21 protein-coding genes and 1 riboswitch are annotated in these 24,325 nt (G+C 39.0%); of the genes, 11 read left to right on the top strand and 10 right to left on the bottom strand.

The features are described from left to right. The gene (locus BLS35_RS18980; RefSeq protein WP_090784134.1) at positions 1-576 is read right to left on the bottom strand and encodes an RNA polymerase sigma-70 factor; all 576 of its coding nucleotides are present in this window, start codon (positions 574-576) and stop codon (positions 1-3) included. Between the two features lie 135 nt (positions 577-711). Continuing rightward, a complete protein-coding gene (locus BLS35_RS18975; RefSeq protein WP_090784131.1) occupies positions 712-1,872 on the bottom strand; it encodes an MFS transporter in 1,161 nt (386 codons plus the stop codon). Between the two features lie 296 nt (positions 1,873-2,168). Here BLS35_RS18975 and BLS35_RS18970 point away from each other — a divergent pair, with 296 nt between their 5' ends. Next, complete coding sequence (locus tag BLS35_RS18970; protein ID WP_165973348.1) at positions 2,169-2,528, top strand: YtxH domain-containing protein; 360 nt, start codon at positions 2,169-2,171, stop codon at positions 2,526-2,528. A 63-nt stretch (positions 2,529-2,591) separates the two neighbouring features. Here the strand turns inward: BLS35_RS18970 and BLS35_RS18965 are convergent, their stop codons facing one another. Further along, positions 2,592-3,743 (bottom strand): MFS transporter, encoded by a 1,152-nt coding sequence (locus tag BLS35_RS18965; protein ID WP_090784120.1) that lies wholly within the window; start codon positions 3,741-3,743, stop codon positions 2,592-2,594. 391 nt (positions 3,744-4,134) lie between these two features. Beyond that, positions 4,135-4,222: riboswitch (TPP riboswitch) on the top strand. Here BLS35_RS18965 and thiS point away from each other — a divergent pair. The 10 genes from thiS to BLS35_RS18910 all read left to right on the top strand — a co-directional run bounded on the left by thiS (position 4,182) and on the right by BLS35_RS18910 (position 12,678). Next, positions 4,182-4,487: a sulfur carrier protein ThiS gene (thiS, locus tag BLS35_RS18955; RefSeq protein WP_254778970.1), complete on the top strand. Its 306-nt coding sequence runs from the start codon at positions 4,182-4,184 to the stop codon at positions 4,485-4,487. Its footprint overlaps the riboswitch before it by 41 nt. 25 nt (positions 4,488-4,512) lie before the next feature. After that, on the top strand, positions 4,513-6,396 hold the full coding sequence (gene thiC / locus BLS35_RS18950; RefSeq protein WP_090784117.1) for a phosphomethylpyrimidine synthase ThiC: 1,884 nt from the start codon (positions 4,513-4,515) through the stop codon (positions 6,394-6,396). Between the two features lie 25 nt (positions 6,397-6,421). Next, a complete protein-coding gene (locus BLS35_RS18945; protein ID WP_090784116.1) occupies positions 6,422-7,042 on the top strand; it encodes a thiamine phosphate synthase in 621 nt (206 codons plus the stop codon). Positions 7,043-7,044: 2 nt separating this feature from the next. After that, positions 7,045-7,809: a hydroxymethylpyrimidine/phosphomethylpyrimidine kinase gene (locus BLS35_RS18940; protein ID WP_090784115.1), complete on the top strand. Its 765-nt coding sequence runs from the start codon at positions 7,045-7,047 to the stop codon at positions 7,807-7,809. Then, positions 7,806-8,429 carry a thiamine phosphate synthase gene (locus BLS35_RS18935; RefSeq protein ID WP_090784114.1) on the top strand — a complete coding sequence of 208 codons (624 nt, stop codon included), beginning with the start codon at positions 7,806-7,808 and terminating at the stop codon, positions 8,427-8,429. The genes BLS35_RS18940 and BLS35_RS18935 overlap by 4 nt, the downstream gene beginning before the upstream one ends. Next, positions 8,423-9,184, top strand: coding sequence for a thiazole synthase (locus BLS35_RS18930; protein WP_090784112.1), 762 nt, complete (start codon positions 8,423-8,425; stop codon positions 9,182-9,184). Before BLS35_RS18935 ends, BLS35_RS18930 begins: the two co-directional genes overlap by 7 nt. Positions 9,185-9,189: 5 nt before the next feature. Then, on the top strand, positions 9,190-10,302 hold the full coding sequence (gene thiH / locus BLS35_RS18925) for a 2-iminoacetate synthase ThiH (protein WP_090784111.1): 1,113 nt from the start codon (positions 9,190-9,192) through the stop codon (positions 10,300-10,302). 24 nt (positions 10,303-10,326) lie between these two features. Beyond that, positions 10,327-11,397 carry a ThiF family adenylyltransferase gene (locus tag BLS35_RS18920; protein ID WP_090784110.1) on the top strand — a complete coding sequence of 357 codons (1,071 nt, stop codon included), beginning with the start codon at positions 10,327-10,329 and terminating at the stop codon, positions 11,395-11,397. A 109-nt stretch (positions 11,398-11,506) separates the two neighbouring features. Continuing rightward, complete coding sequence (locus tag BLS35_RS18915; RefSeq protein WP_090784109.1) at positions 11,507-11,812, top strand: hypothetical protein; 306 nt, start codon at positions 11,507-11,509, stop codon at positions 11,810-11,812. A 17-nt stretch (positions 11,813-11,829) separates the two neighbouring features. Then, entirely contained in the window at positions 11,830-12,678 is an 849-nt protein-coding gene (locus BLS35_RS18910; RefSeq protein ID WP_090784106.1) for a CvfB family protein, read from the top strand. Between the two features lie 109 nt (positions 12,679-12,787). On the opposite strand, the gene BLS35_RS18905 is transcribed toward BLS35_RS18910, so the two are convergent. The 7 genes from BLS35_RS18905 to BLS35_RS18875 all read right to left on the bottom strand — a co-directional run bounded on the left by BLS35_RS18905 (position 12,788) and on the right by BLS35_RS18875 (position 24,213). Further along, positions 12,788-14,488 (bottom strand): GMC oxidoreductase, encoded by a 1,701-nt coding sequence (locus BLS35_RS18905; protein ID WP_175459615.1) that lies wholly within the window; start codon positions 14,486-14,488, stop codon positions 12,788-12,790. 27 nt (positions 14,489-14,515) lie between these two features. Next, on the bottom strand, positions 14,516-15,103 hold the full coding sequence (locus BLS35_RS18900; RefSeq protein WP_090784100.1) for a gluconate 2-dehydrogenase subunit 3 family protein: 588 nt from the start codon (positions 15,101-15,103) through the stop codon (positions 14,516-14,518). A 114-nt stretch (positions 15,104-15,217) separates the two neighbouring features. After that, on the bottom strand, positions 15,218-17,815 hold the full coding sequence (locus BLS35_RS18895; protein WP_090784096.1) for a BamA/TamA family outer membrane protein: 2,598 nt from the start codon (positions 17,813-17,815) through the stop codon (positions 15,218-15,220). Between the two features lie 10 nt (positions 17,816-17,825). Beyond that, positions 17,826-20,180 carry a GAF domain-containing protein gene (locus tag BLS35_RS18890; RefSeq protein WP_090784093.1) on the bottom strand — a complete coding sequence of 785 codons (2,355 nt, stop codon included), beginning with the start codon at positions 20,178-20,180 and terminating at the stop codon, positions 17,826-17,828. Then, positions 20,180-21,049: an SdiA-regulated domain-containing protein gene (locus BLS35_RS18885; RefSeq protein ID WP_090784089.1), complete on the bottom strand. Its 870-nt coding sequence runs from the start codon at positions 21,047-21,049 to the stop codon at positions 20,180-20,182. Before BLS35_RS18885 ends, BLS35_RS18890 begins: the two co-directional genes overlap by 1 nt. A gap of 10 nt (positions 21,050-21,059) precedes the next feature. Continuing rightward, a complete protein-coding gene (gene ppk1, locus BLS35_RS18880) occupies positions 21,060-23,024 on the bottom strand; it encodes a polyphosphate kinase 1 (protein WP_090784085.1) in 1,965 nt (654 codons plus the stop codon). A gap of 7 nt (positions 23,025-23,031) precedes the next feature. Then, positions 23,032-24,213, bottom strand: a complete 1,182-nt coding sequence (locus tag BLS35_RS18875) for a Pycsar system effector family protein (protein ID WP_090784081.1) — start codon at positions 24,211-24,213, stop codon at positions 23,032-23,034. Between the last annotated feature and the right edge of the window lie 112 nt (positions 24,214-24,325).

Raw genomic sequence — 24,325 nt, 5'->3', positions numbered from 1 at the left:
TCAAATGGTCAACAGCAGTATAAGGCTTAGCATTAAACCATTCAGGCCAATCCTTATTCGTCTTAAAGCTTTTGTGAGTTGGTTTTCTACTGTTTTTTCAGAAATACCAAGTTCTAAGGCAATTTCCTTATTGGTTTTATATTCTCTACGACTTAACTCAAAAACCGATTTACACTTAATGGGTAGCTGCTCCACTTCTTTGTTGAGGTTTAAAACCAAGTCGTTCAGCATTACAGTTTCTTCAGTAGAATTATCGACCTTATCTGTCTTTATAGCTTCTTTATAAGTACTCCTGACCAATTCCTTTTGCAAATGGTTAAGTACCAAATACCTAATTGAAGTGAAAAGGTATCCTTCAAAGGAACTATGAATTTGTACTGTATTTCGGTTTAACCAAAGGGAAGTAAAAAAGTCCTGAACAAGCTCTTCAGATGTCTCTTTAGAGCGAACACGCTTATAGGCAGCAGCATAAAGCTTATCCCAATATCGGTTATAAAGCTCCTCGAAAGCATCAACATCTTCTTGTTTCAAAAGCAGCACTAATGCTTCATCCGAAAGCTGATTCAGGTTAGGCATGGCTATTGGTGACAATCTGCTCAGTCCAGCTGATATGGATCATGATTGCTTAGTTATTTGGTCAGGTCTAAATTAGATAAAGATTTAAGAAATTCAAAACCTATGTCTAATTAACAGTCCTAGAAGAAATATTTGCTAGGCTGCCAGCATAGCCCTTTTACTCCTTGCAATCAGCATCCAGGCAAACAAAGCTCCTGTTAAGGCCATTAAGGTACCTACCACCACAGGTGAGGTATAGCCATATCCTATTGCCAAAGGCAACCCACCTAAAAATGCACCTAGTGCATTCCCAATATTAAAACTCGCCTGACTAACAGAGGCTGCAAGCATCTCTGATCCTTTTGCAGTCGTAATCATCAACATTTGAATTGGCGCAGCGAGTGCAAAAGCTACGGCACCAGTGACAAAGGTCATAACCAAAGAAAGTGTTTGATTGGTAGAGATATAATGAACAATAACTAAACTAATGGCCATAGCTATAAGTAATGAAACCGAAGCTTTTGCAGGAGAAAATCTATCAGCCAATCTACCACCAACAAAATTACCAACCAACATCCCCAATCCGGCAAGTACCAGAATATAGGTGATAGAATCCGCGGAAAACCCAGATACATCGGTTAGTAGTGGAGCAATATAACTATACCAAGAGAACAATCCACCAGTTCCAATAGCAATCATTAGAATGATTAACCAAGCTTCTGGCAGTTTAAAGAAACCTAATTCTTTTTTCAAATCTCTGTTTTTGGTTGCCGGCAAAGCAGGCATCCATAATTTTAAACTCAAAAGTGTAATTAAACCAACTATTACAATAATTACAAAGGTATATCGCCATGAGTAATTATGCCCAATATAGGTCCCAAGTGGTACCCCAATTACGTTTGCAATGGTTAAACCAGCAAACATGAGCGACACTGCACGTGCTTCCTTACCTTTATCAGCAAGCTTACTGGCAACTACTGATCCTACACCAAAAAAGGCTCCGTGTGGCAAACCTGCAAGCAAACGGGCAACAAACATGGTCGTATAATCAGGAGAGAATGCAGAAAGTGCATTAAAAGCAACAAACATGAGCATCAGCGCCATTAATATCTTTTTTGGAGGATAACTACCTGCAATAGCAACCAAAACCGGAGCACCAATAACAACACCCAGTGCGTAAGCCGAAATCAAGTGGCCTGCTTGCGGAATGGTAATAGCCAGGTCTTTTGCAATATCAGGCAACAAGCCCATCATCACAAATTCTGTGATGCCAATCCCTAGTCCCCCAAGGGTCAATGTCAGTAAACTTTTCTTCATTTTCGTAATGTAGTTAGTGTAAAAAATACACGATACAAAATTAAGGAATAAATCGGCCCTGTTTAGTCTTTTTAAGGTAAACTTTGTGTTAATCAAGACCTAAGAATTCCTTCAAATCTTCTACCAATCCCTAGGTAGAACCACATTGAATCTTTATACTGTAATCTTAGTAATACCGGAATTAATCATTTTTTATTAAAACACTATGGACCGGCATGTGTTTATAAAAGACAAGACGTATTTTATTACCAATAAAAAAGACAGTTATGAATTATAAAAAACTAATTTCCAGCCGAATGCCAAACCTATCATACAAACCATCTGATAATGCAGGTTCAATTGTTGCATTGTTAGCCGGGCTTGCAGTTGGTGCAGTATTGGGCGTATTATTTGCTCCAGAAAGTGGCAAAAGGACAAGAAGACGAATTTCGGACAAAGCAGTAGATGCAGTTGATAGCATTCAAGATGGCTACCAGTCAATTAGAAGGCAGGTATCTACACGCAAAGATGATTTAGTGGACCTGAAAGATCGTATGGTGAACAAGGTAAAAGCCAAAGCCGCAGTAGTATCACAAGATTTTCAGGACTTCAAAGATTCTGAATTAGAAAAAATAAAATCAAAAGTACATCATGATGGCAATACTGATTCTATTTAGCCTAACAATTACCAAACGGAATAATTAGATAAATCAGCCCCCAAAGGCTTTTAAATAAAGTAATTAATCAGCTTTATTTGAAAGCCTTTGATGTTTAAAAAACATTTGTGTGATGGGGATTAATAATATCCCACAAAGGGCAAATATGACAAACGAAACTCTCAAATTAAATGCATGCGCCAGATAACCAATTAGTGGCGGCCCCAACAACATACCTGTGATTGAATAGGTTGCAATAATGGATATGGCCATTCCGGCGGAGTATTTCTTTGATGCTCCAGCCAATGCATACGACATTGGGATAATTGCAGCAGTCCCAAATCCAACCAGTGAAAAACCAACCATTGCCGTCCAGAAGAACGGAAAGATAATAGCCAGACTAATACCTGAGATGATGCATAAAGCACTCATAACGTAAGTGCTGGGCATTCCAAATCGGGCTACAATTATATCCGACAGGAACCTCGACATGGCCATAAACGTCATAAATATCAGGTATCCATAGGTGAAAATTTCCACTTTTATAATCTCCTGAAAATAAATCCCACTCCAATCAAACATCCCCCCTTCACATATTGCGCACAGAAAAACAACCAGACCAAGATAAAAAATATAAGGATCTGGCTTGCTTAAGATCAACTTATTACCTGTCTCAGATCGATCGCCTTTTAGTAAAAACTGATAAGAATACAAGGTTACAATAAGCATTAAAATAGCTACGGCTAAAAAGTGATACTGTATGACTACATTTAGTTTCAGGAAAAGTGTCGACAACAGAATACCAGCTATCCCTCCAATACTCCAATAGCCATGAAAAGACCCGACAATCTTTTTATCAAACCTTTTTTGCAAAGTAAGTGCCTGAGTATTCACAGAAATATTAAAGATCCGCGTAGTAAAAGCAAATAAAACAACAGCAGTCACCAAAGTAAAAGTATTGTGCGCAAAGCCAATAAGGGCCAGTGAAAATGCATTGAGTCCATAGCCTACCGTTAATGGTACGCGACTATTGTATTTTGATACTAACCAACCCGAAAGTGGCAAGCCAAGCAATGAACCAATTGGTAAAGCCAGTAAAATACTGCCTAACTCGGCCTCATTAAAATCGAAAGTGGTTTTAATTGTTGGAATTCTAGATGCCCAGGTAGCAAAGCTTAAACCAGACATGAAGAAGAACAGACTTAAAAAGAAACGGTGTTTTGTTGTAGAAATCATTGCATAGATATTGCACCGCAAATTTAGCAATTCATTTGGTCGTATTTTTTTAATACTGTCAGAAAGAGGTAAAGGAATTCAACTTAGACAGTGGTTTTCTTTTGCTATCCTTTTGCTATTGTTTTGCTATCCTTTTGCTATCCTTTTGCTCAAGCAACAAAAAAGCAGGTTTAAAGCAAGATCAAAGCAATTTGATAGCAGGAAAGCTCCCGAATAAGAGCGAGCACCATCCTTTGATTTTCTATTCAATCATCGGAATCAATTTCAGTAAATCCTAAGGAAGGATCCTGCACCATACCTCCCTAAATAGGCATTAACGTGATAATGAAGAGGCTTACAAAAAAATAAATTTGTAAGCCTCTTTTATTTTATGAAAATAGTATAGCTTTACAAAAAACTTTAGGGGTGCCTTGCGCTGAGATATACCCTTTGAACCTGATGCAGTTAGTACTGCCGAAGGGAAAAGTAAGAACAACTCATATTGTTCTTTTTCCATTCCTGTTACAGGCAATCTCTATAGTTTTTCCAATTTTTTTAATTATGGAAATAACTGTAAATCATCAACCACATCAGCTTAAAGACACTTGTTCCGTCGAACAAATGCTTTCCATTGTGCTTTCCGGAGCAGTCAAAGGCATTGCCGTTGCCATCAATCAAACTATTGTTTCTAAATCTAACTGGTCTTCCCATCTTTTAAAAGAAGGCGATCAGGTTATGCTCATTAAAGCCACTCAAGGCGGATAAACCAATCCTTCATTCCCATTAAATTATGAAAACAGAAAAAACTCCAGACGCACAGGTGATCAGCCGTACGCCCTTCCCTGCATCCCGTAAAGTATTTGTTAAAGGCCAGTTGCACGACATTGAGGTGGCCATGCGCGAAATCAGCTTAAGCGAGACTAAGATCCATAATGGCTTTGGCTTAACAGAACCAAACCCTCCAGTAACAGTTTACGACACAAGCGGTCCATACACTGATCCACAGGCAAATATTGATGTTAAAAAAGGCTTAAATAGGTTAAGAGAAAAATGGATAACCGGCCGACAAGATGTAGACCAACTAGATGAAATCTCCTCTGACTATGGACAACAACGTTTGGCTGACACCAAACTTGATGTCCTTAGATTTTCGCACCTAAATAAACCTTATAGGGCTAAAAAAGGTATGAATGTATCACAAATGCACTATGCAAAAAAAGGCATCATTACAGCCGAAATGGAATACATCGCCATTAGAGAGAACCAAAGAATAGATTTACTAAACGAACAACTTGGCGAACAATACGAAGTAATGAGTCACCAGCATAAAGGTCATAGCTTTGGTGCCAACACTCCAAAAGGTTACATCACACCCGAATTTGTAAGACAGGAAGTAGCTGCTGGAAGAGCTGTTATTCCTTGTAATATTAACCATCCGGAGCTAGAGCCGATGATTATTGGCCGTAATTTCCTGGTAAAGATCAATGCTAACATTGGTAATTCGGCAGTTACCTCATCTATTGAAGAAGAAGTAGAAAAAGCAGTTTGGGCTTGCAGATGGGGCGCAGATACGATAATGGACCTTTCTACCGGCAAAAACATCCATGAGACCCGCGAATGGATTATCCGTAACTCCCCTGTTCCTATTGGAACAGTTCCAATCTATCAGGCGCTGGAAAAGGTAAACGGTAAAGCGGAAGACCTAACCTGGGAATTGTTTAGAGACACTTTGATTGAGCAGGCAGAGCAAGGAGTTGATTATTTCACCATCCATGCCGGGGTATTGCTACGTTATGTTCCATTAACCGCAAAAAGGGTAACTGGAATCGTATCCCGTGGAGGTTCTATCATGGCTAAATGGTGTTTAGCGCATCATAAAGAAAATTTCTTATACACCCATTTCGAGGAAATCTGCGAGATTATGAAGGCTTATGATGTAGCCTTTTCATTGGGAGATGGACTGAGACCGGGTTGTATTGCCGATGCCAATGATGCAGCTCAATTTGGTGAATTGGAAACGCTTGGTGAGTTGACCAAAATTGCCTGGAAACATGATATACAGACCATAATTGAGGGGCCAGGACACGTACCGATGCACTTAATTAAAGAGAATATGGAGAAACAGCTGGAACATTGCTCAGAAGCACCATTCTACACCTTAGGTCCGCTAACCACTGATATTGCTCCGGGATATGATCACATTACATCGGCCATTGGCGCTGCCATGATCGGTTGGTTTGGTACCGCGATGCTTTGTTATGTAACCCCTAAAGAACACTTAGGCTTGCCTAACAAGAAAGATGTGAAGGATGGGGTGATTACTTATAAAATTGCTGCACACGCTGCTGATTTGGCAAAAGGTCATCCGGGCGCACAATACCGCGACAATGCTTTGAGTAAAGCCAGATTTGAATTTAGATGGGAGGATCAGTTTAACTTGTCGCTTGACCCTGATACAGCCAAGGAATTTCACGATGAGACTTTGCCAGCTGATGGTGCCAAAATTGCCCACTTCTGCTCGATGTGTGGCCCTAATTTTTGTTCTATGAAAATCACTCAGGATGTACGCGAATATGCAGCAAAACAAGGGCTTGATGAGCAAGAAGCATTGGAGAAAGGAATGGCAGATAAATCTAAAGAGTTTACTGAGAAAGGTAGTGAAATATACCTGTAAATCAGATAACTATTAAATCATTTACATGAAATTGATCGTCATATCAGATCCTGTTTATTTTAAGGATGAAGCCTATTTGGTCAATCAGCTCTTTGAGGCTGGAATGCCACTTTTCCACTTAAGAAAGGAAGGCTTTAATAAGCAAGCATATGCAGAGCTGATTGATGGGATAGATAAGTGCTATCACGATAGGATCGCTTTACATCAATTTCATGAACTGGTGCTAGATTTCCCTTCAGTTAATCGTCTGCATTACCCAGAGTGGCTCAGGAAAGAAACTGCTGCTAAAGGCCAGCCTATTGATGTAGATAACTATACCCTAAGCACGTCCATTCATCATTTAGATGATATGGAGGATTTAATTGGTTTTGAATATACCTTTTATGGGCCTGTCTTTAACAGTATTTCTAAGCCAGGATATGCTGGGATTGCCAATCTTGATTTTGTCTTACCTACATATATCGGCAGCACAAGAGTCATCGCCCTTGGTGGAATAACAGTAGAAAAAACACAAGCTATTCAACAAATGGGCTTTGATGGCTTTGCAGTGCTTGGGGCAATATGGAGTAAAAGAGAAATAGCAATAAGCAATCTTAAATTACTCATAAATAACAACAAACAAACTTCAACTAAATCATTTAATTAAATATGACAAGTCCTAAAAAAAACAGACCATATGTATTGAGCATAGCAGGATTTGATCCAAGTGCTGGGGCTGGCGTTTTAGCGGATGTGAAATGTTTTGAGCAACATGAAGTTTACGGCTTTGGTATTTGTACCGCTTTAACGGTGCAGACTGATAGTGACTTTATAAAGAATGATTGGTTGGCTGCAGGTCAGATTATTGACCAGTTGGCACCACTTCTGGCTAAGTTTCCAATTACAGCCTGTAAGATAGGCTTGATTAAAGATAGCGTTGTTTTACTTGAGGTGATTACTTACCTAAAATTACATGCGCCGACCTTAATAATTGTAGTTGATCCAGTTCTAAAAGCCAGTTCAGGCTATGAGTTTCATGATTGGAAAGATAGCTTAGGAATATTATCTCCCATTTTAAGGCAGATTGATTTGATTACCCCCAATTATCCTGAAATGCTGAACATGGGTGGCAAAGCTGAGGTACACGCTACTGCTAATACCTGGGCAGCTCATTGTCCGGTTTTATTAAAAGGCGGCCACCTGGCGGATAAAATGGGCACAGATTACTTATTTGAACAGGGCATTGTACATGAGTTAAAGCCAGGCGTACCTAAAATCTATCAAAAACACGGCTCAGGCTGTGTGTTATCTGCATCTACTACTGCTTATCTCGCAAAAGGATCTACGCTTTTAAATGCTTGTACGCAGGCTAAACAATACATTGAACATTTTTTAAATAGCAATAACACCCTATTAGGGTATCATAAGTTATGATAGACAAACTACACTATATATCCCAATCCCAAGCTGACAGCTCTCATTTAGCATCCATCGAGCAGGTTTTAATTGCTGGAGGCAAATGGATACAGCTAAGGGTTAAAGATAAAACAGAGGCCGAGGTATTGCCTCTAGCCATAGAAGCGGCAGCTTTATGTCAAAAGCATGGTGCAAGACTAATTGTAAATGATTACCCATCGGTAGCATTAAAGGCCGGTGCTTATGGCCTGCATCTAGGTTTAGCAGACATGCCTATTCCTGAAGCAAGGGCTATTGTTGGTCCAGATATGATCATTGGCGGAACAGCAAACACTTTAGCTCACATGCTACAAAGGGCTGAAGATGGGGCTAATTATATAGGTCTAGGGCCGTATAGGTTTACGTCAACCAAACAGAACTTAAGCCCGATAATTGGCTTACAGGGATATATTGAGCTGATGAAGCAAGCTCGCGAGGCGGGCATGCTGCTACCTGTTATCGCCATTGGCGGAATACAAATCTTAGATATCCCCTTACTGCTGGAAACTGGAGTTCATGGAGTAGCTTTATCTGGCACGCTAACCAATCAGAACAATACGACCACCATCTTAAACACGATCAATCAACTATTATGTTAAAAATAGCAGATAAAACATTTAACTCCCGTCTATTTACCGGCACTGGAAAATTCAGTTCCTCCATACAAATGGAAGAAGCTCTTTTGGCTTCGGGCTCAGAACTGGTTACCGTAGCCCTTAAAAGGGTCGATATGCGTACTGATGAGGACGACATCTTATTACATTTAAAGTATCCCCATATCAACTTATTGCCCAATACATCTGGTGTAAGGAATGCAAAAGAGGCCATATTTGCTGCTCAAATGGCTAGAGAAGCATTGGAGACCAACTGGATAAAACTAGAGATCCATCCTGATCCAAAATACCTGATGCCCGACCCTATTGAAACTTTAAAAGCTACAGAAGAACTGGTTAAACTTGGCTTTATTGTATTGCCGTACATACATGCTGATCCTGTTTTGTGTAAGCGATTAGAAGATGTAGGAACTGCTGCCGTGATGCCATTAGGATCCCCAATTGGCAGTAATAAAGGCTTAAAAACCATCGACTTTCTGGAAATCATTATCAATCAAAGTAAGGTCCCTGTGATTATAGATGCAGGAATTGGTGCACCTTCCGATGCAGCTAAGGCCATGGAAATTGGTGCTGATGCGGTATTGGTAAATACAGCTATTGCAGTTTCGCAAAACCCGGTCTTAATGGCTAAAGCGTTTAAAATTGCTGTTGAGGCTGGTAGAATGGCTTATAAAGCAAAACTAGGTGCGATTGGTAATCATGCAATAGCCAGCAGTCCCCTTACTTCATTTTTAGATTAATTACTATGTCCGGTTTTAACGACATTTTTGAGCAATGCAGCTGGGATGAAACCAGCCGAAGTATTTATAGCAAAGCGGCTGTTGATGTGGAGCGGGCTTTATCAGCACGTAAAAGGACATTGGAGGATTTTAAGGCCCTAATCTCCCCTGCCGCTGGTCCTTATCTGGAACAAATGGCCCAGATGAGTCAGCAGCTAACTTTAAAGCGCTTTGGCCGCGTGGTTCAAATGTACGTCCCCTTGTATCTTTCTAATGAATGCAACAACATTTGCACTTATTGTGGTTTTAGCTACGACAATAAAGTAAAGCGCAAAACCCTGTCTCCCATGGAGATTATGCAGGAAGTTGCTGTAATTAAGGAAATGGGTTTTGACCACGTATTATTAGTCACAGGGGAAGCCAACCAATCCGTACATACCGACTACTTTAAAAAAGTACTGGAGCTGATTGGGCCACATTTTGCACATATTTCTATGGAAGTACAACCATTAGACCTTGCAGACTATGAAGAACTTAGGCCTTTTGGTTTAAACACCGTATTGGTATATCAAGAAACCTATCATGAGGAGGATTATAAAAAACATCACCCAAAGGGTAAAAAATCAAACTTTCAATATCGTTTGGAAACGCCCGACAGATTAGGACAGGCAGGGATTCATAAAATAGGTCTGGGAGTTTTAATTGGCCTCGAAGATTGGCGCACAGACTCTTTTTATACAGCAATGCACCTGGATTATCTTGAAAAAACCTACTGGCAAAGCAAATACAGCATTTCGTTTCCGCGATTAAGACCCTTTAGTGGTGGACTAGAACCAAAAGTTGTGATGAACGACAGGGAACTCGTACAATTAATCTGTGCCTACAGATTGTTTAATGAAGAAGTAGAGCTTTCTATCTCCACCAGGGAATCTAACTTATTTAGAGACAACATCATTAAACTAGGCATTACAGCGATGAGTGCCGGTTCTAAAACTAATCCAGGAGGTTATGCCGTAGAACCGCAGTCACTAGAACAATTTGAGATTTCGGACGAGCGAAGTGCCCTGGAGATAGCAGAAATGATAGCCAAACAAGGTTATGAGGCAGTTTGGAAAGACTGGGATAATGTATTGAGATAGGAATTGAAATAAAAGAGCCGAATAATGAAAGCGTTGAGAACATTAAGCACACTAAAACGATACGACAGGCAAATTATACTTCCTGAATTGGGGATTGATGGCCAGCAGAAACTACTTAATACCAGCATATTGGTTGTAGGTGCCGGTGGCTTAGGTTGCCCATTATTGTTATACCTTGTAGGCGCAGGTGTTGGTCATATTGGTATTGTAGACCATGATGTAGTTGATGAAACTAACCTGCATAGACAGGTATTGTACCAGATGGCTGATATTGGTAAACATAAAGCTGATGTTGCAGTTACCAGGCTGCAACTGTTTAATCCGGATGTTCAGTTTACAGCTTATCCTTTCCGACTAAGGGATAAAAATGCAAAAGAGCTCATTGCGCAATACGATTTAGTTATTGATGGTTCTGACAATTTCCCTACCCGATATCTGGTAAATGACACCTGCGTTGCACTAAACAAAACACTTGTATTTGGTTCTATATTTCAATTTGAAGGTCAGGTATCCGTATTCAATTTTAATGGCGGACCTGATTACCGCTCAATTTATCCGGAACCACCTTTACCCGACGAGGTTCCAAATTGCGGAGAAAGCGGGGTAATTGGCACTCTCCCGGGAATTATTGGCAGCATAATGGCCAACGAGACAATTAAAATCATCTGTGGCTTTGGGGAGGTTTTGTCGGGGCAACTGCTCGTATATAACGCACTGAACAATGAAACACAGCGGTTTAATTTTGGCAGGACCAATAACAATGAAGATCCTAAAAAAAAAACAACTCAAGAAAATACCAGAGAGATAAGTACCCAGGATTTGGAGCAATGGAAAAACGATCAAATCAATTTTCAATTGATAGACCTTAGAGAAGCCTACGAATATGAAGAATACAACATTGGCGGCCTTAACATCCCTCTTTATAGTCTAAATGATCATCTGGATAAATTATCTACTAATCAAAGAATTGTATGCTGCTGCGCCTCTGGAAAGCGCAGCAAAATAGCCATGCATTTACTTAAAGATCGGTTTGACATAGCCATATTCTCCTTAATTCTTCCTGAAAAATCTCAGTGCATAGCAGTGAAAAAATAATAAAAAATATAAAGCCAATATTTTAACCAACTTATATCGCTTTCTGTATAGACTTGCAATAATTTAATCTTTTGACAAATTTATCATTAACAACAACCATACACTTATTATGGAAGAAAATGCTCAAAACAAAGAATTGTTGCCTAAGAAGTACAAAATTCAGGAATGTATAGAGAATCTAAAAAGAAGCGAATACAAGATCATTCTGAAGGCTATTCCTGGCATTATTGGTAAAGGTTTAACTACCTTTTATAACTATCGGGATATATGTATCGATGACAAAGAGGACATCCCATTTAAAATTGCCAGAAAACTTGAAATTTTGTTCGGATTGGAAAGTGGCGGACTAGAAACTAAAAGAACTAAGGGTAAACATTACTTAGAAATTGTTGAAGAACATAGAAAACGACAATAGAATGCTACCTTTGTAAAATGATAGCAATAGGACAATACAACGACCTTAGAATAGTAACGAAAACGGAAGAGGGTCTGATTTTAACTGATGGTGAAAAAGAAGTACTTCTACCTTACGTCGATGTTCCTCAAAATGCTGAAATAGGTGAAAACCTGAATGTATTTGTTTATATGCCTAAAGATGGTAGACTTCAGGCTACTACTAAAAAACCTTATGCTTGCGTAGGTGATTTTGCTTATTTAACTGTTGTAGATGAAGCTGAAGACGGTAGTGCATTTATGGACATTGGTTTAGGTAAAGACATTTATGTACCCAAACGTGAGCAGAAACGCCCAATGTTTAAAGGTGACAAATATGTAGTCTACGTATTTCTAGATGAAGGCAATGACCGCATGTTGGCATCGTCTAAACTTGTAAATTTTGTAGAGGAAGAAGATATAGATCTTGAAGAAGGTGATGAAGTAAGTTTATTGATTGCTGATCGCTCAGATTTGGGCTACAACGCAATTGTAGACAATAAATACATTGGCCTTTTGTATACCAACGAATTATTTGATGAATTAAACCCTGGTGAAACGCGTAAAGGTTGGATCAAAAAGATTCGTGTAGAAGGTAAAATTGACTTGAGTTTACAACCTATAGGCTATGGACACATTCTGGAAACTAAAGACGTATTACTTTCGGACCTAAAAGATAGCGGTGGTTTGATTTCACTGGGCGATAAAAGTACTCCAGATGAGATATATCACCGATTCAAAATCAGTAAAAGTGCTTTTAAGAAAGCAATTGGTGGATTGTATAAAGATAGACTAATCACCATTTCTGATTATGAGATCAAACTATTTGTCGATAACGACGCAGAGTAAAAATTAACCATTCTACTCATTGACTGGCATCTGCTGCCCTGAAGGGGGCAACAGCGCCTAGGTCAATTCTTAGCAGGTGAATTTTAAGTAAATCCCCTCATAATGTAACTTAAATGTTCTTTTTCTTCAGTTCTTTAACTGCATAATCACACGCGCGGGCTGTTAAAGCCATAAAGGTTAATGAAGGATTTTGACAAGCAATTGAAGGCATACAAGAACCATCTGTTACAAACACATTACTTACTTCATGCATTTGGTTCCATTTGTTTAATACAGATGTTTTTGGATCATTACCCATTCTGGCCGTTCCCATTTCGTGAATAGCCATACCTGGATAGCAACCGTTATCATACGTTTTGATATTCTTCATTCCTGATGCTTCCAACATTTCGGCAGCATCATTCATCATATCAACACGCATTTTCTTTTCGTTTTCTTTGTACTCGCAATCGATAGCCAATACAGGTTGTCCCCATTTGTCTTTCTTAGTCTTATCGATATATACCTTATTCTCGTAATATGGTAACATTTCACCGAAACCACCAAGCCCCATAGTCCATGAACCAGGAGTGCTCATTTTTTCTTTAAAATCATTACCAAAAGCAAGCTCAGCAATATCGCTTTGCCAGTTTTTACGGCTTGCACCACCCTGGTAACCAAATCCACGTAAATAATCACGCTTATCGGTGCCTACGTTACGGTACCTTGGGACATAAATTCCATTTGCTCTACGACCAAAAGTGTATTTATCATCAAAACCAGGCGCTTCACCCGATGCCCCACAACGGAAATGATGATCCATTAAGTTATGTCCTAATTGACCACTTCCATTTCCTAAACCATTAGGATGGGCTTCTGAAGTAGAGTTTAATAAGATAAACGTAGAGCCTAATGTAGAACCATTTACAAAAACGATCTTTGCATAAAACTCCATCGTTTTGTTGGTTTGGGCATCGATTACCATTACTCCCTTAGCTTTCTTGGTGTTCTTATCATAAATGATATGGTTTACGATAGAATATGGTCTTAACGTCAATCTTCCTGTGGCTACAGCGGCAGGCAAGGTTGAAGACTGTGTACTAAAGTAGGCCCCAAATGGACAACCACGACTACATAAATTTCTATATTGACAATTGCCACGACCTTTATGAGGAACGGTTAAATTGGCCACACGACCAATAGTCATGATGCGTGTTTTTTTATAATGCTCTTCTATCCTCTTTTTAACAGATTTCTCTACAATGTTTAAATCCATTGGAGGCAAAAATTGCCCATCAGGTAATAAAGGCCAATTTTCTGCTTGTCCAGAGATACCAGCAAAACGTTCCGCATAGTCATACCATGGTGCCAGATCTTTATAACGAATCGGCCAGTCATTACCATGTCCATCCTTTGCATTGTCTTCAAAGTTGTGATCGCTAAAACGGTAACTCTGACGGCCCCACATTAATGATTTACCGCCAACATGAAAGCCTCTGTACCAATCGAAACGTTTATCTTCAGTATAGGGACATTCCAAATCGTTTACCCACCATTTTTCATTAGCTTCACTATACGGATAGTCTCTTTTCTGAACCGGGTGAGTTCTTTTCTGTTCTTCCGTCAGACGGCCAGCATGTTTAAGCTCCCACGGAGCTTTCATTGCAGATTCATAGTCTGTTACGTGTTCAATATTCATTCCACGCTCCAGCATCAATACTTTTAATCCCTTTTCAGTTAATTCTTTTGCAGCCCAGCCACCACTTATCCCCGATCCTATTACAATAGCATCGTATGTATTTTCCTTTTTTAAGTCGGTATTTATATTCATGATTGATTATTCCTTAATAATTAAACGTTAAGTAGCCCACGACTTTTGTCCTGGTTTAAGATCTGCAGCACCATCATAGCGTCCTGGTATCGCTATATATTCGCGTGATTGCGTACAGCCAATTTCAGAGGCATAGTACCCTAAAATGGTCAGATCTCTAACCAACACGAAAAAGTAGGTAACACCACTTCTTTTTGCAGCTCTATCTGCCCTTTGTCTCTCAATCGTTTCAGTTCTTAAATTAGCAACCAACTGTTCACGTTCCTTTAAGGTAAGGGATAAGAAATCTTTATTAAAGTCTTTTAATGATTTAGCTTCCATATCTTTCAGACCTTCAGCAAAAGCTTGCTGTACTTTAGCAGGGAAGCAATCAGTAATCATCATTGGAATGAAACTTCCTAATCCAGCAGCTTTAGCACCGCCTGAATCTTTTGTAGGTGGAATAATAATATCTGCAAGCTCTCCCAATACTTTCTCCTGGTCTGCCGAAAATGAAATGAAGTTTTTCTCATTTTCCGGAAGTGTAAAGCTTTCAAATAAAATACCAAAAGTTGTTGCCGAAATTGCAGTTCCGAGCAAGACCGCGGTATTTTTAAGCGCATCTCTTCTGTTCATTGTTCTTTGTGGTTTTATTGTGTGGTTTGTGTTCTTATTTGTGGTTAAATATCTGGTTAAAATAAGGGACTCAAATTAGGGCTTATTTCTCAATATTCAAAATAAACGGTTCTTCTAAAAATTAAACCCTATAGACAAATACAGCATGCTTGCTTCCTTAGAAACACCAACACTGGCTTGTAATAAGATAACTTCACCAGGCATCACATATAAACCGCCACCATACCCTTGGTGCCACTTATTAGAATGCTCGCCCTTTTCCCATACACGACCGATATCGGTAAAACCAATCATACCTACAGTTCCCGGAACCAGATAGGAAGTAAAATTAAAAAGCTTAAGTCTTAAATCTAAGTTATTATACAGCATACTCGTACCTGTAAAACGCTTGCTGTTAAAACCACGCAAGCTCTTCGCCCCCCCCAACTGCATACGTTGAAAGAAAGTAGGGTCTCCGATGGTAGTTCCCCCACCCAAACGGTTAGCAATTACCAATCCTGATTTTGCAGGATTGATATAAAAGCGAAATTCTGTCGTCAATGCCCCGTAACTATCTGTGGTTTTATCCAATCGATGTTGTGCTACCACAGATGTTTTCCAGTAAACGCCTTTTTTGGGTATCGATACATTATCCCTGGTATCATAAATCAATCCAGCAGTTAAGCCCCCATACAGTTTGTTAGAAAAAATTTGCTGATCAGGATTTGCTGCGTTATAATCGTTGAAAAATCTTTCCTCATTTGCTGCAGCTGAACTGGTGTAATAAGAAACCAACACGCCAGCATCTACCTTTAAATGTTTAGTAATTTCTCTGCCTAGCTTAATATCAGCATTGAGGTAATTGTAGCGATTCCTATAATAAGATATACCATCTTCTCTATCAATACCCTCAGCCTCAAAATCATGATGAGTTCTCTCCGTATTGTTACCTAGGCCAAAGAAGTTACTCAGGTTATTGGGGCCAAGTAAATTAGCATGTATGGTAAGATCATTATTACCGATAGCCTTCTTAAAATCGGACACATAGTCTAACACAAACGACCTTCTCCCAGTATTATAATTGGCCCAAAACTCGTGCTTACGCGCATAAGGAGTTTTCCTGAAGCCTTGCTTTTCAATAACATAACCTAAACCGAGCTGTACTCCCTCGTCAATGTTGTATCCACCATTAACAAGAACTCCTGAGCGATCGTACAGAAAACTATTTTTATCAAAACGGTTAACCAATGAATCATTCGACAACCTGAATTTGGCTTGAGATTTATCAGGGAACTGGTTCCCTTCCGCAGGCTCATCGTAGATAAATGGCTTATTTTTCACATCTGCAGCAACCTGGTATTGATTAGCAGCCTCGGAACCGATTAAACGTACACGAATATGCGATGAAGATGGTCCACCGACAATAAATCTATCCTCGCCCCCTATTCCAAACAACCTTATTTCCTTAGTAATTCCTTGAGTAAAGGTTCTTTTATAAACCAAACGGCCTTCTTTTCCTTCCTTATTGATGTTATGAATGATTACCTCCACATCGCCATTCTCCAAATTCTTCACCTTAAAGCTTTCCTTCTTGTCAGATGCAGGTACATCCACATTTATAGATAAGAATTTATAGTACTGCATGGCAAGTGTATCCAGTTTATCCCTTCTCGAGGTAAAACACCTGATCAATTCCGGCCCCGATAACTTAAATACCGTATCTGGCATCCTGCTAAATGCTCCATAAACCAGCTTATCAGTAAGTTTGGTTTGAACATATTTAACCTCTTCCTGCCAATCTTGCGCAGTCAGTTCATTTAAAAAATACCGATCAAAATATCTTTCATTAAAATTCCAGTGATTTACATCCCTAATATTGTCGCTATAAGGCTGTAAATGCGATTTAAGCCATTGATGGTTTAATACCCATGGAAACACTCCGGATGTTTTATAAAACACTTTATCGCGATCGCGAGGCACTGGCTCGTAAATAGTCTCATTACCATCTGGCTTAGGTATCCAACGCCAGTTATCCTCGTGCCTGTCCCAATCACCCAGAACAAAATCCAGCAACCTTGCCCTTAGTGTTAGTCGTTGATCAGCCTTGGTATCATTGTTTTTCTGAATCTTTTTTTGAGCTTTCTCGGTGTTATCGGTCTTCTCCTCAAAAGGACTTCTTTCTTCAATCAGATAAACCGCGTTGGCAAAATCCCTTCTATATTCTTTTAATCCCGGATCATCACCCACATATACGATTTCGGGCTTAGCATGTCCCAATCCCAATGCACCTGCTAAATCAGGGACTACTAAAGCTGCGAAAGGGTGATTAGTAGACACTTGATCTTGCGCAATATCCTTGGCTATAGTTGCCCGTAGGTTTTCTGCCAAACCTCGCTCCGGATATTTTTGTACGGTCCGTAATGCCCATTCTTTGCCCGTCGGATCCACAAGGCGCAGTGAGCGGGTTTGCATCCCGCCACCGAGCTTTACAATAGTTAAGCCTCCTTTTTCTTTCTGAAGATCGATGATACGCATTTTTACAGGCGTAGCCCATATTTTTCGATAGCTTTCGCCCAGCCAAAACCTATGAAAAGCGCTTACTTTATTGTATTCGGGTGCAACTGCAATCGTAATGGAATCTTTTGAAACAAGTCCCTGGGCTTTCATATCCGAAGACACCATAAGCGCCGAGCCCGTCAACAAAACCGCAAAAAGCGCTCTATTTAAATACATATCTAGCAATTTAATACTTAACCCCTATTCTAAGGGCCTTCAATCCTTCAACACCTTGCAGCTCTTCCAATTCAAGATGCTCAAGATCATCATTTAGTAAACGTTGGCTCTGCAACTTTTTAATGTAACCATGGTAAGCTTTAGCCTCTTCACTGTTAAAATATACAATTGCTATTTTACCTGGCTGCGTCAGTCGCTCGTTGGTATCTTTAATTAATGCTTTATCGATCCTTTTCTTTACCATCTGGTAACGAATGTTGTAACTACCTTCTACGTCAAACCTTTGCTCATCGATTCTAAAGCTGATATCGAGTTGCTTCTCGTACACAAAAATAAGCTGCGTAGTTTCTAAAGGGATAGAAAAATATGGCCCTAAATTATTCGTTGTACGGGCTATTTCGACAAGTATACGCAGTTGCCTTAGTCTAAAATCAGAAACAATATCTTGAGGAAAAGGGATTCCGGGTGAAATAGAATGGCCGAGATAAATATCAAATTCAACCCCATCGGTCCTAAATTTCTCAAAGTAGCAAGGATAAATACTTTGCAATTCAGCATTAAACTCATCAAGATGTCTGGTTACTGCAACATTGATCATTTGCATGCTTTTTTCATAACGATCCCTGTTTTCGAAGATTTTCCGTTTATTCCCAATCAGGTTAAAATAATCATCAACAATATCAGCAACTTCGGGATAAGTGGTTTTTAAATGCTGTAAGGAATTGGGTATCTGCCGCTGCAAATAATCTTCCGTCTTAAAAATTTCCCGGTCCGACAATTCATCCAGGTGTTTATTACTCCATAAAGATACCCCTTTGGGGATTTCATTTTCAGTACACTCCTTGGATCTTTCCCTTATCGCATTTAAGGTATTTTCGAGAACTTCAAAATGGGCATATAAATCCCTTCTTATTGCCCCATTACGCTGAATACTCGAATTTCTAATATCTACAGCTCCATAAAATGGATAGACGTCTTTAAAAAACACCGGTTCTATGGGGAAATTCCTATCCCTTGCACCAGATTGTACATAATTATAAGCTGCTTCATGAAAGCGCCATTGTACAGAAGGCTGTAAAGCAGTAAACTTATCTGTAATTACATCCTGAATTTCATTATTAAAATCGATAATAACATTCTGAAACAGCTGTGCCAGCAATGGAAATGCAGCTTCAATCTTGCTCAATGTGTTTCCATTAAACTGAGTTGAATCTTTCGTGTATAACTCCAGACAGCCCACCAAACGCGCGTTATAATACAAAGGGAAAAGTGCATAAGATTTAATCCCCACCTGCCCCAATAGTTTCAAGGTTGGGTATTTATCCTGGTCTTCTTCAGAAATTTCAGGAAATATTAAAGTACGTGGATTTTTGATGTATTCCTCAATCAGTCCATCATGTTCAATTTCATGCTGACCTTCCTCTCGTCCAAGCTGAATTAAAATACTGTTAAAACCGGAGAGTTCGTTGATCTGAAGCTTGTTATTGAGCTTAATATAAGGAATCATTCCAAAATCGATCTGATCGGTCCCAACAAGTGTTTTTAAGGCCGTCGATATTTCTTTCGTATGCATCCCCTGTTGCGATTCATTATGATCTATCACCAGATTCTTAACAGTTTCCAAAGCATATTCACCTGTAACATCAGTTAAGGTGACGATTGAAATCCCCTCAACTTTAAATAATTGAGGGGGGATTAGTTTAGTTAATATCTTTAACGTATTCCTTTCATCTTTTATATAATCCTTGACATCCTTTAGGTTATATTCAGGTAGTTTAACACTCGTGGTGATATCCAAAAATCGGGTATCGACATTTAACCTATAATATTTAAGCAAGCGGGTATCTGGATCTATAACAGAATGAATAACCAGCTGATTACCGGTTAAAGAGAAGTTATAAAACCGCTCCATGATGATGTTATAAAATGCAGACAATAGATTTTTCTCCATCTCCTTCTTAGAAGGCAAGCTGAGATCTGTTTTTAAACTGCAACTTGTGGCATCCATCAGAAAGCTATAAAAAGCATCCGTACCATAATGAAAGCATGGAGATATCGGCGTGCTTAATGCCCAGTATTGTTGTTTCTCATCATTTATAATAGGAGATAAAGCGGTATAAATCAGTTCAAAAAGCGCGGTATACTTACCTGCATCCTCATTAGAAATTGGATCTTTGAGTTCTGGATATTTATTAAACTCTTCGAGTATATATCTATAAAAGTTGACCTTAGCTGTCTTTTCAGATGCTAGTCTCCCTTCAATATAATTAATAAAAGGACGTAAAGAGAGTTTAACACTAGCTTTAACCAGCTCTTGCCCAGAACCATTGATACCCTTATTTAGATCTAGCGTTATGGTTTGCATTATTTACGAAAGCTAAATTTTAAAATATTACCATCAGTAATTTCGTCTCCTTCATTAGAGATATACAGGTTGAATGCTTTATCAAAGGCGATTCCTTCGGGTTGATTAAATGTTGACGAGTTTAAACGGTGGGCCTCCTTAATTTTCCAATTGGCATCAGTAACCAACAACATTTTATTGGTAGATGATAACACATACCATTCGTTTGTTCTTGGATTTCTGGCTAATGCCGAAGGACTCAAGCTAGTCTTGAGTTTAGGATTAAGCCCTTTCATCTGGTTTAAATCGAGCCTAAAACTTTCTGCCGCAACTAAACTATCCATTTCAGGTTTGTAATCAAAAATATAACCTGTAACCTGTTTCTTTTGTTTATCTATATCACATTTCTTGCATAAAACATAGACTTTGTTGGTTTGAGAATCTGCAAATAGACCTTCATACTCGCCTTTTGGTACTAATTTTTTCCTTTCTTTGACTTTTTCGGAACTTGGTTTTACAGCTTCTGAAAAGGGGAATGAATATAGCGCCCCGTTACTTTTCAGTATAAATACAGTTTCCTTAACAATTGCCAGATCTTCAAAATCGCCTTTAGCAGCAAATTTCATGTGATATTGCTTCTTGACATCCCACTTTTGCCTAAATAATTTACCATCCTCATCCTGAATACTATAAATAGTATCACTATTACCGTTATAAAAGGTTATGCCAGATATTTCCAACAAACTTGAAGGCATATTAAACCTGTCTGGTTTACTAAAATCGTAACCTTTAGGACTTGTATATTTATTAACGGGATTTTTGCAAGCGTATGATCCAAAAATGGATAGGATAATTGTGGTGTATAAAAAATTTATGTAAAATCGTCTCATAAGCGTTTGGTTAGTTTATTTTCTGTTGCAAAAATAAGTAAATTGACTCTTGAACATTATCATTTAGCTGTAAGTTAATAATTCTAAGCAACAACTCTTTCAATTCCTCATTGTAAACAGGAAAGCAAACCTCTATCCTGCTGTAAATATTCCGATTCATCCAATCGGCGGAGCCCATAAAAACTTCAGGATTTCCGTTATTCTCGAACGCAAATATACGACCATGCTCGAGGTAACGATCTACAATTCTTGTGACAGTAATATTTTCGCTCAAACCAGCTTTCCCTGGAACCAAACAACAAATCCCACGAACAATAAGCTTAATCTTCACCCCTGCATGAGCAGCTTCATATAATTTAGTAATCAGAACCTGTTCTTCAAGGTTATTTAACTTAATAGTAATACCTGAGATCAGTCCATTTTTAGCATTGTCAATTTCTCGTTGGATTAAATCCAAAAACCTTTCCCGCAAGTTAAACTGTGCCACCAGCAAGTGTTTGAAATCGATCATATCCTCTGCAGAAGGTGCATTCTTGCTTTTACTAAGGAAACCAAACAAAGCTTCAAGCTCTTCCAACATCGGTCGGTAAGCAGTAAGCAAAATCTGGTCAGTATAAAACTTCGCGGTACTTTCGTTTAGATTACCCGTAGCCAGCAGCCCCAGGTAATCATAGGTTCCGTTAAATTGCCTTTTAACAAGGGCGACCTTGGCATGAACCTTCAGATTTATATTGCTATAAATGATCTTTACACCTGCCGCCTTCATTTGCTTCGCCCATTTGATGTTATTCGCCTCGTCAAAACGCGCTTTTAATTCGACCATAGCCACTACCTTTTTTCCATTTCTGGCAGCAGTACTTAAAGCACTAACAATTCTAGAATCATTCGCGACCCGATATAGTGTGGTATAAATTTCTACGACATTCTGATCGTTAGCAGCCTCATTAAAAAAGCGAAGTACAGGATCATAGCTTTGATAAGGAACATTGATCAATATATCTTGCTTTAGAATATGATCAAAAAGGGTCTCCGTCTCATTAATATACAGCGATTTGATGGCTGGCCATTTGGGGTAGCTAAATGCAGGATCAGCCAATGGGAAGCTATTCAAATCCTTTAAATTATGATAGGTCCCCCCCTCAACTATTGCGGCCTTCTGTAGGTTTAGCGTGTAAATGAGGTAATAGAGATTTCTGATGGGAATCCCCGGCTCACATAAAAAGCGGGTAGCAAAACCAAAATCACGTGCTTCCAATTGCCGTTCCAGCGAAGCAGTGATATCTTCATCATCTACATCCTCTATTTTCAATTCTGCGTCGCGGGTAATTTTCAAATTAAAAACACCTTTAATTTCATCACGGGGAAACAAATAAGCTATTTTGTGTTTAATAATGTCTTCTAAAAACACAACATACTTATCATTGCCTTCAGTTATGGCATATAAACGAGGCAAATTATCTGATGGGATGTTAATTAATTCCAGTCGTTCTTTCCCCTGCTTATCTACCAGTATAACTACCTGATATAATTTATTATTCTCCGCAAAAAAATCAGTAAGCTCATCATCTATGCGAATGGAGTGGATATAGGCTAGTATCTGTGTAAAAAACACATCAGCAACCTTAGCAGATATATTCGTAGGTATGGGCTTATTGTAGACCCAGTAAACATGGTGTTTCGCCAATTCAGGTATAATCTGCTCAGCCAGTATAGATCCATATTTTTGCTGCTGTCGATCAATCTTCGTTTTTGCCAGTTCGTAATTACCTTGCTGCTTCGTATCTTTCTCTAACTCATCTATAGCCATTAAAACAGGTATCCTTACCCGATAAAACTCATCCAAATTTGAGGAATAGATAGATAGAAATTTTATACGCTCCAGTAAAGGGACAGTAGCTTTATCTGCTTCCAGAAGCACCCGTTCATTAAAACTTAGCCAGCTTAAATCTCTGTTAAAAAAAACAGCATCTTCCATAAAATCTTTACATAGTTACTATTGCCGAGGCGATGATGAAGGCTAAAACAGCTGCCACAATACCGAACATAAATACATTGTAGGCGATTCTTAATAAACGGTATTTACGACCCAATACTACTCCCTGGGAATATACATCTTTAATTAAGCTGCCATAAAGAAAATCTCTGTCATCCATCATCTTAAGCATTCCACTTTCATAATCTGAAAGACTCATCCGATAAAAATTACCAAAGAAGAGCAGATTCACTCGCTTCTCCTCAATATCTGCAGGTGTAAATATACCTTCTGGAATTGAAGGTCGGGTAGCCAGAATAGAAAACACCATAGTCACCACACAGACAATCAACAAAAGTAGCGTTGGAATAATTAGATGTGGATTGTCTTCCAGCTTCCGTAAGAGTAAACTTAAAATTACCGACAGTATAATTGAGTTGGTAGATATCATGATGTGCGCCTTATTATCGGCCATATCACTCAATCGCTGATGATTTCCAGAAGAAACTCTAAACATGGTTTCTACCCCACGTTCCGGCTTGTCCCCCTTTTTCTTTTTTCCTGTTGTTGAAACGGCTGTCGTCCCTCCTTCTACTGGGGTTATTAGCTTCTTTTCCATTTCGGCGAGGTTCTGTGCTTTTTTATTGTTTAGTAATTGTTGACAAAAGTCTGTATGATAATGATGAGCCTTAAAAAGCGCTATGGTTTTAATCCGCCATTCATTTTTATCGATCTCTTTATTGCAAAATGCGGCAACTTCTTGACGCATCAGCTTATTCTTTTCCTTAAAACTGTCGCTCCCCAAATGAAAAAGATCCGCGTCACAAACAATCTGTTGCAACAAGCCCACGGGACTTTGAGGCATTTTTGTAGCTAAAATACAACCTCCGACTAAAGCAATCGTCTCTTTATCTACTTCTTTTTCTGTTAAAAACTCGGTAGCAATGCGCTCACCCCGAACCTCATGCTGACTACAATCAAACAGATAGCCCATATCATGAAACCAACTGGCGGCCGTTACGATGAAAAACTCCCGATCAGACAATTGATAATGATTAGCAATTCTAACGGCATTCTCAACTACCTGTTCTGTATGATGTAAATTGTGATAAACAAAGCGCTCGTCCTTGTGCGCTAGAAATAGGCTTGCGACATGGGTACGAAGCTGATCTAATATTTCCCGGTACTGCATTCTTATAATTTTATATTCAAAATTGCCATGATCACCATGTTCTTTCAATGCATAAATATGAGGTTTTTAATTTTTAAATAATCCAAAAGATGTAAAAACAAAACAATGCACA

Source organism: Pedobacter sp. ok626, from assembly GCF_900100435.1.
Classification (GTDB): Bacteria; Bacteroidota; Bacteroidia; order Sphingobacteriales; family Sphingobacteriaceae; genus Pedobacter.
The sequence above is the reverse complement of the archived record's forward strand: the minus strand, read 5'-3'. Positions and strand labels throughout refer to the sequence as shown.

What these genes read in the sequence shown, in the direction of transcription:
- BLS35_RS18890 (WP_090784093.1), bottom strand. Translation starts at nt 20,180, where the DNA reads ATGCAAACCATAACGCTAGATCTAAATAAGGGTATCAATGGTTCTGGG.
- BLS35_RS18935 (WP_090784114.1), top strand. Translation starts at nt 7,806, where the DNA reads ATGATAGACAAACTACACTATATATCCCAATCCCAAGCTGACAGCTCT.
- BLS35_RS18895 (WP_090784096.1), bottom strand. Translation starts at nt 17,815, where the DNA reads ATGTATTTAAATAGAGCGCTTTTTGCGGTTTTGTTGACGGGCTCGGCG.
- BLS35_RS18875 (WP_090784081.1), bottom strand. Translation starts at nt 24,213, where the DNA reads ATGCAGTACCGGGAAATATTAGATCAGCTTCGTACCCATGTCGCAAGC.
- BLS35_RS18920 (WP_090784110.1), top strand. Translation starts at nt 10,327, where the DNA reads ATGAAAGCGTTGAGAACATTAAGCACACTAAAACGATACGACAGGCAA.
- BLS35_RS18980 (WP_090784134.1), bottom strand. Translation starts at nt 576, where the DNA reads ATGCCTAACCTGAATCAGCTTTCGGATGAAGCATTAGTGCTGCTTTTG.
- thiS (WP_254778970.1), top strand. Translation starts at nt 4,182, where the DNA reads ATGCAGTTAGTACTGCCGAAGGGAAAAGTAAGAACAACTCATATTGTT.
- BLS35_RS18885 (WP_090784089.1), bottom strand. Translation starts at nt 21,049, where the DNA reads ATGAGACGATTTTACATAAATTTTTTATACACCACAATTATCCTATCC.
- BLS35_RS18900 (WP_090784100.1), bottom strand. Translation starts at nt 15,103, where the DNA reads ATGAACAGAAGAGATGCGCTTAAAAATACCGCGGTCTTGCTCGGAACT.
- BLS35_RS18905 (WP_175459615.1), bottom strand. Translation starts at nt 14,488, where the DNA reads ATGAATATAAATACCGACTTAAAAAAGGAAAATACATACGATGCTATT.
- BLS35_RS18970 (WP_165973348.1), top strand. Translation starts at nt 2,169, where the DNA reads ATGCCAAACCTATCATACAAACCATCTGATAATGCAGGTTCAATTGTT.
- BLS35_RS18915 (WP_090784109.1), top strand. Translation starts at nt 11,507, where the DNA reads ATGGAAGAAAATGCTCAAAACAAAGAATTGTTGCCTAAGAAGTACAAA.
- thiH (WP_090784111.1), top strand. Translation starts at nt 9,190, where the DNA reads ATGTCCGGTTTTAACGACATTTTTGAGCAATGCAGCTGGGATGAAACC.
- BLS35_RS18940 (WP_090784115.1), top strand. Translation starts at nt 7,045, where the DNA reads ATGACAAGTCCTAAAAAAAACAGACCATATGTATTGAGCATAGCAGGA.
- ppk1 (WP_090784085.1), bottom strand. Translation starts at nt 23,024, where the DNA reads ATGGAAGATGCTGTTTTTTTTAACAGAGATTTAAGCTGGCTAAGTTTT.
- thiC (WP_090784117.1), top strand. Translation starts at nt 4,513, where the DNA reads ATGAAAACAGAAAAAACTCCAGACGCACAGGTGATCAGCCGTACGCCC.
- BLS35_RS18910 (WP_090784106.1), top strand. Translation starts at nt 11,830, where the DNA reads ATGATAGCAATAGGACAATACAACGACCTTAGAATAGTAACGAAAACG.
- BLS35_RS18945 (WP_090784116.1), top strand. Translation starts at nt 6,422, where the DNA reads ATGAAATTGATCGTCATATCAGATCCTGTTTATTTTAAGGATGAAGCC.
- BLS35_RS18930 (WP_090784112.1), top strand. Translation starts at nt 8,423, where the DNA reads ATGTTAAAAATAGCAGATAAAACATTTAACTCCCGTCTATTTACCGGC.
- BLS35_RS18975 (WP_090784131.1), bottom strand. Translation starts at nt 1,872, where the DNA reads ATGAAGAAAAGTTTACTGACATTGACCCTTGGGGGACTAGGGATTGGC.
- BLS35_RS18965 (WP_090784120.1), bottom strand. Translation starts at nt 3,743, where the DNA reads ATGATTTCTACAACAAAACACCGTTTCTTTTTAAGTCTGTTCTTCTTC.